The 15,192-nt window shown below is 58.2% G+C and carries 15 protein-coding genes and 1 pseudogene; 15 read left to right on the top strand and 1 reads right to left on the bottom strand.

The window, feature by feature from the left end:
• Positions 1-4 precede the first annotated feature (4 nt).
• Positions 5-217 (top strand): cbb3-type cytochrome oxidase subunit 3, encoded by a 213-nt coding sequence (locus tag ACP151_RS09740; protein WP_424978698.1) that lies wholly within the window; start codon positions 5-7, stop codon positions 215-217.
• Positions 214-1,083, top strand: a complete 870-nt coding sequence (ccoP, locus tag ACP151_RS09735) for a cytochrome-c oxidase, cbb3-type subunit III (protein WP_424978697.1) — start codon at positions 214-216, stop codon at positions 1,081-1,083. The genes ACP151_RS09740 and ccoP overlap by 4 nt, the downstream gene beginning before the upstream one ends.
• A gap of 196 nt (positions 1,084-1,279) precedes the next feature.
• Here ccoP and ACP151_RS09730 read toward each other — a convergent pair.
• Positions 1,280-1,492, bottom strand: a pseudogene (locus tag ACP151_RS09730) (transposase); the annotation flags it as partial.
• Between the two features lie 434 nt (positions 1,493-1,926).
• Here ACP151_RS09730 and ACP151_RS09725 point away from each other — a divergent pair.
• The 13 genes from ACP151_RS09725 (at position 1,927) to ACP151_RS09665 (ending at position 15,113) form a co-directional block, all read left to right on the top strand.
• Entirely contained in the window at positions 1,927-2,685 is a 759-nt protein-coding gene (locus ACP151_RS09725; RefSeq protein WP_424978696.1) for a FadR/GntR family transcriptional regulator, read from the top strand.
• A 171-nt stretch (positions 2,686-2,856) separates the two neighbouring features.
• Positions 2,857-3,918 (top strand): sugar ABC transporter substrate-binding protein, encoded by a 1,062-nt coding sequence (locus ACP151_RS09720; protein ID WP_424978695.1) that lies wholly within the window; start codon positions 2,857-2,859, stop codon positions 3,916-3,918.
• A gap of 11 nt (positions 3,919-3,929) precedes the next feature.
• On the top strand, positions 3,930-4,745 hold the full coding sequence (locus ACP151_RS09715; RefSeq protein ID WP_424978694.1) for an ATP-binding cassette domain-containing protein: 816 nt from the start codon (positions 3,930-3,932) through the stop codon (positions 4,743-4,745).
• On the top strand, positions 4,720-5,955 hold the full coding sequence (locus tag ACP151_RS09710) for a sugar ABC transporter permease (protein WP_424978693.1): 1,236 nt from the start codon (positions 4,720-4,722) through the stop codon (positions 5,953-5,955). Before ACP151_RS09715 ends, ACP151_RS09710 begins: the two co-directional genes overlap by 26 nt.
• A 33-nt stretch (positions 5,956-5,988) precedes the next feature.
• Positions 5,989-6,405 carry a hypothetical protein gene (locus ACP151_RS09705; protein WP_424978692.1) on the top strand — a complete coding sequence of 139 codons (417 nt, stop codon included), beginning with the start codon at positions 5,989-5,991 and terminating at the stop codon, positions 6,403-6,405.
• Positions 6,395-8,014, top strand: a complete 1,620-nt coding sequence (locus tag ACP151_RS09700) for a GMC family oxidoreductase (protein ID WP_424978691.1) — start codon at positions 6,395-6,397, stop codon at positions 8,012-8,014. Before ACP151_RS09705 ends, ACP151_RS09700 begins: the two co-directional genes overlap by 11 nt.
• 8 nt (positions 8,015-8,022) lie before the next feature.
• Entirely contained in the window at positions 8,023-9,483 is a 1,461-nt protein-coding gene (locus ACP151_RS09695; protein WP_424978690.1) for an NAD-dependent succinate-semialdehyde dehydrogenase, read from the top strand.
• Entirely contained in the window at positions 9,480-10,649 is a 1,170-nt protein-coding gene (locus ACP151_RS09690; RefSeq protein WP_424978689.1) for a mandelate racemase/muconate lactonizing enzyme family protein, read from the top strand. The genes ACP151_RS09695 and ACP151_RS09690 overlap by 4 nt, the downstream gene beginning before the upstream one ends.
• Positions 10,650-10,686: 37 nt before the next feature.
• Complete coding sequence (locus ACP151_RS09685; protein WP_424978688.1) at positions 10,687-11,679, top strand: TRAP transporter substrate-binding protein; 993 nt, start codon at positions 10,687-10,689, stop codon at positions 11,677-11,679.
• Between the two features lie 68 nt (positions 11,680-11,747).
• Positions 11,748-12,278, top strand: coding sequence for a TRAP transporter small permease (locus ACP151_RS09680; RefSeq protein ID WP_424978687.1), 531 nt, complete (start codon positions 11,748-11,750; stop codon positions 12,276-12,278).
• Positions 12,275-13,588 carry a TRAP transporter large permease gene (locus ACP151_RS09675; protein ID WP_424978686.1) on the top strand — a complete coding sequence of 438 codons (1,314 nt, stop codon included), beginning with the start codon at positions 12,275-12,277 and terminating at the stop codon, positions 13,586-13,588. Before ACP151_RS09680 ends, ACP151_RS09675 begins: the two co-directional genes overlap by 4 nt.
• Positions 13,589-13,591: 3 nt before the next feature.
• The gene (locus ACP151_RS09670; protein WP_424978685.1) at positions 13,592-14,500 is read left to right on the top strand and encodes a 2-dehydro-3-deoxygalactonokinase; all 909 of its coding nucleotides are present in this window, start codon (positions 13,592-13,594) and stop codon (positions 14,498-14,500) included.
• Positions 14,493-15,113: a 2-dehydro-3-deoxy-6-phosphogalactonate aldolase gene (locus tag ACP151_RS09665; RefSeq protein ID WP_424978684.1), complete on the top strand. Its 621-nt coding sequence runs from the start codon at positions 14,493-14,495 to the stop codon at positions 15,111-15,113. The genes ACP151_RS09670 and ACP151_RS09665 overlap by 8 nt, the downstream gene beginning before the upstream one ends.
• The last annotated feature ends 79 nt before the right edge of the window (positions 15,114-15,192 follow it).

Raw genomic sequence — 15,192 nt, 5'->3', positions numbered from 1 at the left:
TGGTATGGAACTTTACACACTCCTGCGGCAGTTCGCGGACAGCTGGATGCTGCTGTTCCTGTTCACCTTCTTTATCGGTGTTGTGATCTGGGCGTTCCGCCCGGGCAGCACCAAGGTTTACACGGATACTGCAGACATCCCGTTCCGGCATGATGATGCACCGGCGCCTGCCACAGGCGCTGACAAACCCGCCGAGACCAAGGAGGCGAGGGCATGAGCAAGAAATCGCAAAAGTTCGAAGGCGATCCGAACACCACCGGCCATGAGTGGGACGGGATCGAGGAATTCGACAACCCGATGCCGCGCTGGTGGCTGTGGACCTTTTATGCCACCATGATCTGGGGGGTGCTGTACACCGTCGCCTATCCGGCATGGCCGCTGATCAACGGCGCCACAGCAGGGGTGCTGGGCTGGTCGACGCGCGGCGATGTGGCAGCTGAAATCATTGCAGTGGAAGAGGCCAACGCGCCGGTCAACGCCAAGCTGGAAGCGGCTGAGCTGACCGCCATCGCGGAGGATCCGGAATTGGGTTCCTATGCGGTGTCCGCCGGTTCCGCCGTGTTCAAGACCTGGTGTGCCCAGTGCCACGGCTCGGGCGCGGCAGGTGCCAAGGGCTATCCGAACCTGCTGGACGACGACTGGCTCTGGGGCGGCTCGGTGGAGGATATCCATGCCACCATCACCCACGGTATCCGCAATGAAGACAGTGATGATGCACGCTATTCCGAGATGCCTGCCTTTGGCCGGGACGAGCTGCTGGAGAAAGAAGAGATTTCCCAAGTGGTCAACTATGTGATGTCGCTGTCCGGCGAGGCGCGGGATGCATCCCAGGTTGAGGCCGGTTCGGTTGTCTTTGCCGATAATTGCGCGTCTTGCCACGCGGATGACGGCACCGGGGACCGCGCTCAGGGCGCGCCGGACCTTGCGGATGCGATCTGGCTCTATGGCGGCGATTACGCCACCCTGACCGAGACCGTGACCAATTCGCGTTATGGCGTGATGCCGGCCTGGAACACCCGCCTGACCGAGGCAGAAATCCGCGCGGTTTCGTCTTATGTCCACCAGCTGGGCGGCGGTGAGTAAGCTGGACGCTGGCACATGTGAGAACGTCGAGAGGGCCGCCCATCGGGCGGCCCTTGCCAGTTGTGATGCCGCGCCAAGCCGCGGGTAGGTGCAGCGGCGAGAGAAACCTAGGCACGCGCTCGGGAGGGGCCGAAAATCCCATTGTCCAAGGATCAATGCGGTCGGGATTGACATGCTTTTCGTTCAATCGGGCAGTGATGCCGGTGACAGGCAAACGTCGGAGGTCTCGATCTCCCATGTTAGGTATGCGCCCAAGGCATACTTTGCTGCCGTATGACCAGTTGATCGATGTCGGCCCCAGCCGGGCGGCAAACGCGCGACCATTGCGGAGCTGATGCCCGGCGCCAGCGGTCGCGACACATGCCGATGCCGTGACCGGGCCGATCCCGGGACGTGTTCGCAGCGGCATAAGCTTGGGGTCCTTGCGGCCTGCAGGGCGCTCCTAATTCCCTGGACAGTCACGATGTCATACTCCCCCGGCAGGCCCCGCAGCCAGTTGCCGAGCCGGCTTCTTTGCCACACGACCGGATCGCGCGCAGGCTGGAGGAGTATTCATCTCATGGCAAAGCGTGACGTTGTTGCGAAAAGACGATGACCACCCCAGGCGCCATTGCGATCCCGGCAAAGGTCCGGGATTTGGCCGGCTGATTCGAGTCTGTCAGACCGAACGACATTAAAACCTTGGTGGGCCAAATTGATGTCCGTGTTGATAGCACCACAGGTAAGAGACCCAGTTTCCCCATATTTTCAACAGCTAGATGGAAAGAGAGGCGGTCAGGGTTCGCGCGTAGAATGAAAAAATTTATCTGGACTTGCTAAACATCAGATGTTTAAGGTGATCGAATGAATGAGATGCTTTATTACGATCTGAAGGATGCGAGCGGTGTGGCGCCGGGACTCGCTATGCAAGTGTCCCGGGAACTGGGACGTCGCATTGTTGCAGGTCACTACAAAGAAAACGCCTTGATCGAGGATGAGGGAAAGCTCTCTCAGCGCTTCGGGGTGAGCAAATCCGTGATCCGTGAGGGGGTAAAACTGCTCGTCAGCAAAGGGCTGCTGGAGGTGAAACGCGGCAGTGGCACACGGGTGCGGCGCCGGGCGAGTTGGGCCTTGTTGGACGATGATGTATTGGCATGGCACCTGTCTGTTGACCCGAAGCCTGCTTTTTTGCGCCAGCTGCTAGATATGCGCCGCATGATGGAGCCAAAGGCCGCGGGCTGGGCCGCCATGCACGGCACTGAGGAGCAATTTGCCGAGATCGAGGCCGCTCAGGTGCGCATGGAAGAAGACTGCCATTCAATCGAAGACTTCGTGGTCGCGGACGCCCTGTTTCACCGTGGTATCCTGCGCGCGGCCAATAACGAAATCCTGCTGTCGATGGAGGGTGTGATCTTCTCTGCGCTGCTGAGTTCGATCCGGCTGACCAATCGTGATCCGCGAGAAAACGCAAATTCGATCCCCTTTCACCGCAAGGTCCTTGAGGCGATCAAGGCGCGGGACCATGGGCTGGCGGAAGAGATGATGACCGCCCATCTGAGCGACACGAGTCAACGTCTTGAGAGCGCCCTGAAAGAAATGGCTGGCGGGGGTTCGACGAACTGACAGACCAGAAAAAGACATTCACCAGCCTGCAGTGGTGCGTAGGCTAGTGGGGGGTAGCACGACACCGGGTTCAATCAACGTCGCGCTACCGGATCCAACCCGAGATTTCGGGGAAACCACCAGACGAAAAGGCGCCAGCAAAGGTGCCAAAACATCGACAGGGAGAATATGATGTTTTCCGACCTAAAGAAAGGTCTTCTCGCGACGACCATGCTGGCCAATGCGACGCTTGTTGCGCAGTCAGCTTCTGCCGAAAACATGGTGGCACTCTTGCTGCCTGAGAACGTAAATCCACGTTGGGAACAGCAGGACGCGGCAGCGTTTTTGCGCACGATGGCAGAGATTGCCCCGGACGTGAAAGTTGAGGTTTTCAACGCCAACAACGACACTTCGGTGCAGCAACGCCAGGCTGAGCAAGCCTTGACGCAGGGTGCCAAGGTTCTGGTTGTGATCCCGATTGACGGTGAAAGCTCCGCCATTATTGCCGATACTGCCGCCGAAGAAAACGTACCGACGATCGCCTATGACCGGATGATCAATTCGGCGAACACGACATTCTGGGTTCAAGCCGATCTTGAAGGTATGGGCTATGATCAGGCGATGCATGTCATCAACAACACCAAAGATGGTGATACGTTGGTCATGCTGAAGGGCTCGCCAACCGACCCAAACGCAGCTGTCATTCACAATGGCCAATTGCGCGCGTTGACGCCGCTTTACGAAAGCGGCGCGCGTGTCATGGGCTATGAAAACTGGACCCAAGGATGGGATCCGGCGATCGCACGTCGTTCTATGGATCAGGCGCTGACCCAATTGGACAATAACGTCCAAGGGGTGGTTTCTTCCAATGACGGCAATGCTGGTGCCGCAATTGCTGCAATGGAAGAGCAGGGTATGGCGGGAACCGTTCCGGTCTCTGGTCTTGATTGCACCGTTCAGGCGCAGCAGCTTATGTTGCTTGGGAAACAAACCCAATGTGGCTGGCGGCCGCTTGAAGATATGGCGGCAGCAGCTGCGCAGGTTTCTGTGCGCCTGGTCAACGGCGAAGACTTCTCAGATCTTGCTCCACAAACCGTTGAAAACGGTGTTGGCGCGACAGTCGCTTACGTTCCGGTCGGATCCTATTCCGCCGTTGGTGTGGATGGCGTTGCCTATGTGATCGCCAATGACAAATCCATCACCAAAGAGATGGTGTGCCAAGGCGAAGCCGCAGAAACAACTTTCTGCCAGTAATCGGTACAAAAATGTCTGAACATGAAAACAAGGTGGGGCTCAGGGCCCCGCCCGCTCACTTGCGCGTGAGCGGTATCCACAAACGGTTTGGCGGCGTCCACGCCCTGCGCGGTGTCGACTTTGAGGTCGCCCGTGGCGAGGTCATGGCGCTGGTTGGCGACAATGGTGCGGGCAAGTCCACCTTGATGAAGGTTCTGGCCGGGGCTCATGCTGCTGACGAAGGCCAGTTCTTCATGGATGAAGCCCCGGTGAGTGTGAATACCCCGCATGATGCAAGCGACCTGGGCATCCAGATCGTCTATCAGGATTTGGCTCTTTGTGAAAATCTGGATGTGGCTGCGAACCTGTCACTTGGTGCAGAACCGGTGAAACCCGGCTGGTCGTTCCTGCCGCAGCTGCTGCGTCCGCTTGATGATCTGGAAATGGAAGTCAAAGCGCAGGCGGCGATTGATCGTTTGCAGGTGCGTACATTGAAATCCGTGCGCGCCAAAGTTGGCGGCCTGTCAGGTGGTCAACGTCAGGCCATCGCCATTGCCCGCGCTGTTGGGGCGGATGGGAGTGTCGTTATGTTGGATGAACCAACAGCGGCCCTTGGTGTTGCGCAAACCCGGCAGGTTCTCGATGTGGTCAAGCGGCTGCGCGATACCAACCACGCAGTTGTCTATATCTCGCACAATATGCGTGACATCTTTGAGGTCGCTGACCGCATTTGTGTTCTGCGCCACGGCGGCAATGTCGCGACCTGGCGCAAGGATGAAACCACCCCTGATGAAATCGTCGTCGCGATGACACGCGGCCTGGATGACGAGGCCGGTAATGCAGCCTGAGCACAAACTCTCCTTTATCAACCGACTGCGCATCATGCGCGAAACGCGGTTTGGCGCTTTTGTGCCTGTCCTTTTGGCTCTGGCCGCGATCTGGACCTATTTTGGTCTGGCTGTGCCGCTGTGGGAATATTGGGGCGACCCGGATGCAGAAAACATCCGGTTCATCTTTCTCAGCCCACGCAACATCTACAACCTTTTCATGCAATCGGCAGTGATTGCCACGCTGGCTGTCGGCATCACGGTGGTTCTGCTGCTTGGAGACATAGACCTGTCGGCCGCGGCAACCGCTGGCGTCTGTGCCGCGCTTTTGGGCGTGCTGGTGCTGGCTGGCGTGCCTGGTCCGCTGGCCTGCCTGATCGTGATGGGCGTAGGCATTGTCATGGGCACGGCGCAGGGGGTCTTAGTGGCCTATGTGGGCATTCCGTCCTTTGTGGTGACACTGGCTGGCTTGCTTGGATTTCAGGGGCTGATGCAGAAGATCCTGCCGACGGGAAACCTGAATGTGGGTGATCCCTTTGTGCGCGGCTTTGCCCGGGTCCTTCTGCCCGATGCGCTTGGCTGGGTGCTGGCGCTGACATGTATCGTCGTGTTCGTCTGGATGAGCCTGCGCAGACAGGCACAACGCAAAGCGCGCGGCCTGGAACTGGACAGCACAGCAGCTGTCTGGGGGCAGATCGTGTTCTTCGGAGCGCTCATGCTGGCGACAGTGGCGACGCTGAACAGCTATCGGTCCGTACCGTTGCTCATTGTGTTGCTTATGGCGATCACGGCGCTGGTCGGCTGGATCACGACCTCAACGCCCTATGGGCGCTCGATCTTTTCTGTCGGCGGCAATCCCGAGAGCGCGCGGCGTGTGGGCATGAATGTCAAACGCATCCGCGTGTCTGCTTTTGCCATTGTCGGGCTTATGGCAGCTATCGGCGGAATCTTCGGTGCCTCACGGTTTGGTTCTGTATCGTACACGGCCTTTGCGGGCGGGTCGCTGCTGTTGGAATCCATTGGCGCAGCTGTCATCGGCGGCACATCCCTGTTCGGCGGGCGTGGCTCAGTCTGGAATGCCATTCTTGGGGCGCTGGTCATTGGATCACTTGGAAACGGGTTGGACCTGTCGGGCGCGAGTGCCGCTGACAAGTTGATGTTCTCTGGTGCGATCCTGCTGCTGGCAGTGGCCATCGATGCGGTGTCCCGTTCCGGCACGTCGGAAAGGTAGGCCGAGATGTGGACAGACATGCAAAGATCTCTCTTGGATGCGATCCTAGATGAACTGATCCCGCCAAGCGAAGACGGGCGGATCCCCGGTGCAGGCGCATTGGGAGTGGCGGAGTTTTTCCCGACTGCAGAAGCCTATGCGCCCGATCCGATAGGGGCGGTGGAGACAATCCTGAACGCGGTTTCAGGCGAATTTTTAGCTTTGCCGCGCGATGAAAAGGTCGCGGAATTGAAGCGCGTCGAAGCGGCTTGTGGTCAGGCATTCGAGACGCTCCTTCGGCTGGCCTATATGGGCTACTACAGCCGCGCTGATACGCGCCCGTATTTTGGCGTCGGCGCGCATCCAATCCATCCCACAGGTTATCCGGTTGAACGCGAAAGCGCCGCATTGATGGATCAATTGACCGCGCCAGTACGCGCGCGGGGAAAGGCGTATCGCGATGCAAAATGAACCCGTTGACGTTTTGATCATTGGCGCCGGTGCATCGGGTGCTGCAATTGCGTGGTCATTGCTCGAAACCCGAATGCGCATCTTGTGTCTGGAACAGGGGCCGCGTCTTGAAGACAGGGATTTCCCGAGCCGGGATGACGATTACGAACTGGCCCGCTATGGAAAATTTTCCTGCGATCCCAATGTGCGAGGCCTGAAACAGGACTATCCGATCAATGCGGATGACAGCTGCATCACCCCGGTGAATTTCAATGCGGTTGGCGGCTCGACCATCAACTTTCTGGGCCATTGGCCGCGCATGAAGCCTTCTGATTTCCGTACCAAATCCTTGGATGGTGTTGGTGCGGATTGGCTCGTCGATTATGAAACGCTTGCCCCGTTCTATGACATGAATGACCGCAACACAGGCGTGTCGGGGCTGGGCGGCAATCCGGCCTATCCTGATTACAAACCAGAGCTGCCACCAATCCCGATCGGCAAGCTGGGACAGACCCTTGCCAAAGGGTTCAATGCCATGGGCTACCACTGGTGGCCGTCGGATGTGTCAATCCTCAGTCAGGATCACGACGGGCGACAGACCTGCGTGAATGCGGGCACCTGTGATCTGGGCTGTGCGGCGGGGGCCAAGGGCGGCACCAACTTTACCTATTGGCCGCTGCTGGAAAATGCGGGGGTTGAACTGCGCACCGAAGCCCGTGTGCGCGAAATTCTTGTTGATGACAGCACAGGCTTTGCGACGGGGGTGTTGTATCACGGGTCTGACGGCCAAGTGCATGAACAACGGGCCGAACTGGTTGTTGTTGCCTGTAACGGTGTCGGCACCCCGCGTTTGTTGCTGAACTCCACATCCAAAGCCTTCCCCGACGGGTTGGCCAATCGCAACGGTATGGTTGGCAAGAACCTGATGTTTCATCCCCTGACGGGTGTCGCCGGTGTCTTTGATGAGCCGATGCTGGGGCATGAAGGGCCGATGGCCTGTTCGATCCTGTCACAGGAATTCTATGAAACCGATCCGAACCGCGATTTTGTGCGTGGATACGGGTTGCACTCGGGGCGGTCCACGACGCCCATGACCTATGCCCTTGGCGGCTATGGCATCGACAATCCGATCCCATGGGGCGCCGAACATCGTGAGATCATGGACAATGTTTATCCCTATCTGGCTGGCCTGACCGTTGTCAGCGAGGATCTGCCAGAAGAGCACAACTGCGTCACGCTCGACCCAGATCTGACTGACAGCGACGGCATAGCTGCACCAAAGATCACCTATCGATTGGGTGAGAACACCCGAAAAATGCTGCGTCATGGAGAAGAGCAGGCAAAGGAAATTCTGCTCGCGGCTGGCGCAAAGAAGGTGCTGAGCAAGAATGACGACAAGGTGTGGTGGCGTGCCGGCTGGCATCAGATGGGCACCTGCCGGATGGGCGATGATCCCGAAACCTCTGTGGTGAATGGATGGGGGCGCAGTCACGACGTGAAGAACCTGTTCATTGTCGATGGCTCGATCTTTCCGACAGCGGGGGCGGTCAACCCGACCTCCACCATTCAGGCGATGGCGCTTTATGTCGGCGATAGCATCAAGACCAACATCGAAACCCTGTTTGATTGAGACGCGCCATGGATTTTCCAACACACATGTATATCGACGGCGCCTTGACCAACGGCACAGCCACACGAGATGTCATCAACCCGGCGACAGAAACGCTGGTCGCGTCCGTGGCGGTCGCGGGCCATGACGATGCGGAACGGGCATTGGATGCGGCCAAAGCCGCCTTTCCTGGATGGGCGGCCACTCCGATTGCGGAGCGACAACGGTGGATGCGCAAAATGCGCGATGCCGTCATCGCAAACGAAGACTGGCTGCGCCGTTGCGTGCATCATGAGATGGGCAAACCCTGGGCACAGACCGAAGAAGATTGGGACCGGCTGGTCGCATCCCTGGATTTCTACGCAGAAGAAATTGCAAGGCTGCAGGACTATGGATTGGCGGACCGCGCCGGCACATATACGCACCGCATGGTCTATGAACCTGCGGGTGTAGCGGTGGCCTTTCTGGCCTGGAACTTTCCGCTGCTGAACCTTGCGTTCAAAATCGGCCCGGCGATGGCGGCAGGCTGCCCGATTATCATTCGCCCCTCTGATGCGACGCCCATCTCGGCCTATGCTGTCGGCGCGTTATGCAATCAGATCGGACTGCCCAAAGGGGTTGTGCAGATCCTGGCGACCGAAAGCTATGCAGTCGCTGACGCGCTGACGGCCTCTATCATCCCGCAAGTGATCACGCTGATCGGGTCCACAAAGACGGGCCAGCATATCATGCGCACCGGCGCGACCTCGATCAAACGATACTCGATGGAACTGGGCGGCAACGCGCCCGTGCTGGTGTTTGAAGATGCCGACCTGGATCTGGCGGCTGATATCGTCACGGGCGTGAAGTTCAGCAATGCCGGGCAGATTTGCGTCTCTCCCAACCGTGTGTTCGTCGTCGAAGCGGTGCGCGATAGCTTTACGGAAAAGGTCGTTGCGCGGGCAAAAGCCGCCAAGGTCGGGTTCGACAAGGACACCGACATCACCACCGGGCCTGTCATTGATGGGCGGGCGTGGACGCGGCTTAAGGGGCTGGTTGATGACGCTGTGTCTGCGGGCGCTACGCTTTTGGCAGGTGGCGACAGGCCAGCGGGCCTGAACACCGGGCATTACTTGGCCCCCACTGTTTTGACGGACGTGACCGAAACAATGGCCGTGTACCGCGAAGAGACCTTTGGACCGATTGTAAGCATCGTGCCTTTCGATACTGAAACAGACCTTTTGCGTATGGCGAACGATTGCGAAGAAGGTGGGCTGACGGCCTATATCTTTACCCGCGATCTGGCGCGGGCCGAAGGGTATGCGGCACGGCTGCGCTACGGCGAAATCCAAATCAACGGCGTGAAATACGACATTGATCTGCCACACGGCGGGATCGGGCAATCGGGGATCGGGCATGATTGCTCTGCCCTCGCGCTGCACGACTACCTTGTGCAAAAGCGGATCACGCGCGCGCTCGACACCACCACATTCGGAGGGCTGAACCCATGAAGATCACCCGCATCACCAGCCATGTTCTGGGCTATGATTTGCCCGAGCCACTGGGGTATTCGCAGCAGTATTACACCAAACGAACCGCCCATCTGGTTGAGGTAGAGACAGACGACGGCATCACGGGCTGGGGCGAATGTTTTGGCGCGGGTAACATCGCGCTGGCCAACAAAGGGATCGTTGAACAGGTGATCCAGCCCATGGTGCTGGGAATGGACCCGCTGGATCGCGATGTGATCTGGCACAAGGTCTATAACCTGATGCGCGATCACGGCCAAAAGGGAATGCCGCTGCAATCGCTGTCCGGCGTCGACATTGCGCTGTGGGATATTGCGGGCAAGGTTGCGGGCCTGCCGCTGCACAAAATGATTGGCGGCGCGCACCGCGACAAGATCGATGTCTATGGCTACGGCATGATGCTGCGCCCTGAAAGCGCCGACAGCCTGGTCGCGCGCTTTCAGGACGAGGCTGCGGCGATCAAAGACATGGGTTTCAAAGCCACCAAGATGAAGGTCGGTCTGGGCCCCAAGGACGACGTGCGTCTGATCGAGGCCGTGCGCCGCGGCGTGGGCGATGACTATCGCTTTATGATCGATGCCAACCACGCCTACACCACCCATGATGCCTTTTATGTTGGCCGCGCCATGGAGGAGTTCGACCCCTATTGGTTCGAAGAACCGGTGGCGCCTGAGGACCTGGATGGCTACCGCGAATTGCGCCAGGGGCTGCGGGTCAACATCTCGGGCGGTGAGGCAGAGTTTAACCGCTGGGGCTGGCGTGCGCTGCTGGAAAGCCGTGGTCTCGATATTGCCCAGCCAGAGGTCTGCGCGTTGGGCGGGATCAGCGAATACCTCCGGGTGCTGGCCCTGTGTCACGCGCATTTCACCCCCGTGGTGAACCATGTCTGGGGTTCTGCCGTGGCGGTGGCCACCAACATGCATCTGCTGGCCGCGATGCCGCCTTTGCCCGGTGGTCTGTTCCCGTGGGAGCCGATGCTGGAATTTGACACGACCCACAACACATTCCGCGACGAATTGCTGACCGAACCCTTGGATATTCAGCGCCAAGTCGCCGCCAGCGGCGGACAGGTTGCTATACCGGATGGTCCTGGCATTGGGGTCTCCCCCGACCGCGATTTCATCCATCATTTCACGATCAGCAGCTGAAGTTGATCGAACCCAGTCAGTTTAAGAGGAGGAAACTATGAAACTGATGTCCTTTGGCAAAATTGCCATGATCACCGCAAGCACCCTGGCGCTGTCCAGTGCTGCATTTGCACAAGACGTTACATTGCGCGTGGGTGTCGTTACGCCGACAGATCACCCGCATTCGATCTCGGCGCGCGAATTTGCGCGTCTGGTCGAAGAAAAGACAGGTGGAGAGGTTGCCGTGTCGGTCTCCGACAACGGCGCGCTGGGGTCCAACCCCGAACTGCTGGATGCGGTGCAGACGGGTATCATCCACTTTACCGTCTCCACCCCCGGTGTAATGGCCGAATATTCCACTGCGATGGGTATTCTTGAGCTTCCTTATGTCTTCCAAAGCATCGACCACATGAAAGCGGTCACACGCGGCGATGTGGGCACACAAATGGGCGCCGATTATCAAGGCGCCACAGGTGTCGAGGTTCTGGGCTATTTTGGTGGCGCGCAGCGCAACATGATCACGACGAATGCGACCATCAATGGCGTTGCGGACCTTGAAGGTCTGAAAATGCGCACATGGGAATGGAACGTGATGTTGGACTGGTGGTCCGGTCTGGGTGCGCTTGGGTCTGTGGTGGCGTTTCCCGAAGTCTATACCGCGCTGCAAACCGGTGTTGTTGACGGGGCCGAAAACGAATTCACCACCTTCACCACCGCGCGTTGGGCCGAGGTTGCCAAAAACGTGTCGCTGACACAGCACTCGATCACAGTGCGCCCGCTGGTCGGCAATGCCGCAGCACTGGCTGGTCTGTCGGACGAACATCAGGCCGCGATCCGCGAAGCCGCCCTGGAGGCTGCTGACTTTGACGTGGCCCTTGAAGGGGAGTTGGACATGAAGAACATGGCTGCCCTTGCGGCAGATTATGACGTCGTCTTCACCGAGCCAGACAAAGGCCCGCTGATCAAAGCCTCTGCAGCCGTTGTGACCAACTTTGCCGCCGAAAACGGTCTTGAAGATCTGGCAGCTGCAATCGCTGCCGCTGCTGAATAAGATACCTCCCTGGCGGCCCCTGCGTTTTAGTGGGGGCCGCATTCTGACACCGCTTTGAGGAGGGCGCGATGTTACACAAGATCGTTGATAAGATCGAATGGGGGCTGGAAAAGAGCGCGGCACTGATGTGCCTTATGCTGCTGGTCTGCCTGTTTACAGAAGTTCTGACGCGTTATGTGTTCTTCACGTCGATCCCTGAAATTCAATACATCGTGCCGTTCTGCTTTTTGTGGATGGTCATGTTTGCCTCTGCAATCGCCGTGCGCAAAGGCACCCATTTTGAGGTCGATCTGCTGCAAACGCGCCTGCCAGGTCTGCCCAAACGCATCCACCGTACCTTGATGCTGCTGACAGTGATGGCGGGCGGGGTGATCATTGCATGGTCATCAATTGATTTCGTGCAGCTGGGCCTGCTCAAGAAAAATCCGGCGACCGGCATCCGCATGATCTATATCTACGCCTCGCTTTTGATCGGTGGCGGGCTGATTGCGTTGATGGCGCTGGAACAGCTGTTTGTCAGCCCTGGTGATACAGCCGATGGCATTGATGCCATTCTTGACGCCAACAAGGCCGAAATTTCTGCGAAGGACCTGAAATGACGTCCGAACTTGCGCTTTCCATTCTTTTGATCAGTTTCGTGATCCTGTTTACAATCGGCGTGCCGCTGGCGATCTCCTTGCTGTTCTCGTCGGTTATTACAATCGCCGCCGACCCGAGCCTCAGCATCGTGGTGCTGCCGCAAAAGCTTTTTGCCGGCATCGACAATTTCCTGCTGCTGGCAATCCCCGGTTTCATGTTCGCTGCGCTGATGATGAACAAGATCGGCGTCACCCGCGATATTGTGCGATTATCCGACCTGCTGGTCGGACGGATCAAGGGCGGCTTGGCGCATATCAATGTGGTGTCGTCCATGTTGATGGGTGGTGTCTCTGGCTCCTCAACCGCGGATGTGGCCGGGATCGGGGCCATTCTGGTGCCTGCAATGAAAGAAAAGGGCTATTCTCCCGGTTTCGCCGCGTCGCTGACCGCCGCGTCGTCGTCGATTGGGTCGATCATCCCGCCCTCAATCCTGATGGTGATCTATGGGGCCTCCGCCAATGTGTCGATCGGAGCCTTGTTCATCGCAGGTTACATACCGGGCATTCTGGTGGGGCTGACGCAACTGGTGATCGCGTGGTATTACGCCCATAAATATGGGATCGACCTGCCCAGCACCGAAACGAAACCGCGCAGCGAAAAAATTGAAATTCTCGCCAAAGGGCTGATCCCTGTGTCGGTCATCGCTGTGATCATTGGCGGTATCCTGACCGGCGTGATGACAGCGACGGAATCGGCTGCTGTCGCGTCGGTCTATGTCGTGGCCGTGGGCGTCGTGGTGTATCGCAAGATGTCGGTCAAAATGCTGATGGAGGTGGCGATTGAAACCGCCATGCTGACAGCGGTCGTGATGATCTGCGTTGGCACCGCCACGCTGTTTGGCTGGTTGATGTCCTTTTACGGCATCCTTGATGTGGCAGGCGGGTTGTTTGAAACCTATGCCAGCAGCCCGACGATGTTCCTGGTGTTTGCCACCGTGCTGTTTTTGCTGCTTGGAACGTTCATGGACCCGGCGCCTGCGATGTTGATCTTTGTGCCCGTACTGGCAGCAGTAGCCGCCACCATCGGCGCCGACCCGTTGCAGCTGGGCATCCTTGTTATCATGGCGCTGGCGATCGGCAAGATCACACCGCCATACGGCATCAGCCTGCTGCTGGCCTGCACAATTGCCGAAATCCCGCTGTCCAAAGGGCTGGGCTGGACGTTGGTGTTCTTTGGCGCGTTCTGTCTGTTGATGGTCTTCATCATCCTGTTTCCCGCCATCACATTGGGCCTGCCCACTTGGCTGGCCCCTGAATTGATGGGACGATAAGTCATGACTGACACATATTTTGTTGCCGTTGATTGGGGCACATCCGGATTTCGTCTTTGGGTCATCGGCAGGGACGGCAGCGTCCTTGACTCGACCACCGCACCGCTTGGCATGTCACGCCTGAAACGCAACGATTTTGACCGCGTCCTCGAAGAAAGCCTCGACAAGCTTGGGATCGCCCAGGACGTGCCGGCAATCATCTGCGGTATGGCCGGAGCTGCACAGGGCTGGTGCGAAGCGCCTTATTTATGCGCGCCAACCCGCCTTGACGCATTGGGAGAGGGCGCGGTGTCAGTCCGTGGGGCCACGCGCAATGTCCACATCCTGCCGGGCGTCAAACAAATGGCACCGGCCAATGTCATGCGCGGCGAGGAAACCCAAATCGCGGGGCTTTTGCATGCAGAGCCATCCTTTGCCGGCACTGTTTGCCTGCCTGGCACCCACACCAAATGGGTGCAGGTCAAAGATGGCGCAATTCAACACTTTGAAACCTGCATGACGGGCGAGCAATTCGCCTTCTTCTCCCAAACATCGGTTCTGTCCCATTCCATGATACTGGACGGCTGGAGCGACAATGCCTTCAGGTCTGCCGTGCGTCTGGCAACGCAAGACCCGGTGGCTGTGCCACGGCGGCTGTTCTCTATTCGCGCCGACATGCTGGTGCGGGATCAAGACAGCGCCACGGCGCGCGCAACCCTATCGGGCTTGCTGATCGGGCAGGAACTGATGTCCGTTGTGCACTACTGGCGTGACCAGTCGGTGACATTGATTGGCGCACCGCCCTTGTGTGAAATCTACCTTATGGCGCTGGACTTCCTGGGTGTCGGTGGTCGCTCTTTGGATGTTGAAACAACGACTTTGGCGGGGCTGGCCGCCGCATTTCATATTCAGACAGGAACCGTCCATGCCTAGAGAGATCATAGCAATTCTGCGCGGCGTTCGTCCTCATGAGGTTGAGGCTATTGGCGCGGTTCTGATTGAAAGTGGTATTTCCACCATCGAAGTGCCGCTTAACTCCCCCGATCCGTTTGACAGCATTTCGCGATTGGCGCGTGCCTATGCGGATGTGGCCAGCATTGGCGCTGGCACTGTTTTAAGCAAAGAGGACGTAACACGTGTCGCCGATGCTGGCGGCAGGCTGATCGTTTCGCCCGATACCATGCCCGAGGTGATTGCGGCGACCAAAGCCTTGGGCCTTGGGTCCTATCCCGGCGTGTTGACCCCGACTGAGTGCTTTTGCGCATTGCGCAATGGCGCGGACGGGTTGAAATTCTTCCCCTCCAACCTGGTTGGCCCGGATGGTTTAAAGGCGGTGTCTGCCGTTTTGCCAGCGGGGACCAGGACCTATGCCGTTGGCGGTGTCGGGCAGGGCAATTTTCAAACTTGGTTGGAGGCTGGTGTCACAGGGTTTGGCATAGGCTCCGGCATTTATAAGGCGGGCATGACAGCAGACACGGCGCGTCAAAATGCCCGCGATATTGTCGTCGCATATGATCGAGCGGTCGATCTGGTTGGCCACAGCTAGAACAGCACAGGGGCGAAGCTCTGCCTTTCAATGAATTGAAGGCTCACCAATATGTCGTTCCAGGATCGGGGAGCACAAT

Origin of the sequence: Leisingera sp. S232 (genome assembly GCF_049800895.1) — a bacterium.
In the GTDB taxonomy this organism is placed as follows: domain Bacteria; phylum Pseudomonadota; class Alphaproteobacteria; order Rhodobacterales; family Rhodobacteraceae; genus Leisingera.
Note: the sequence above shows the minus strand (reverse complement) of the source record. Positions and strands in the feature narration are given on the sequence as shown.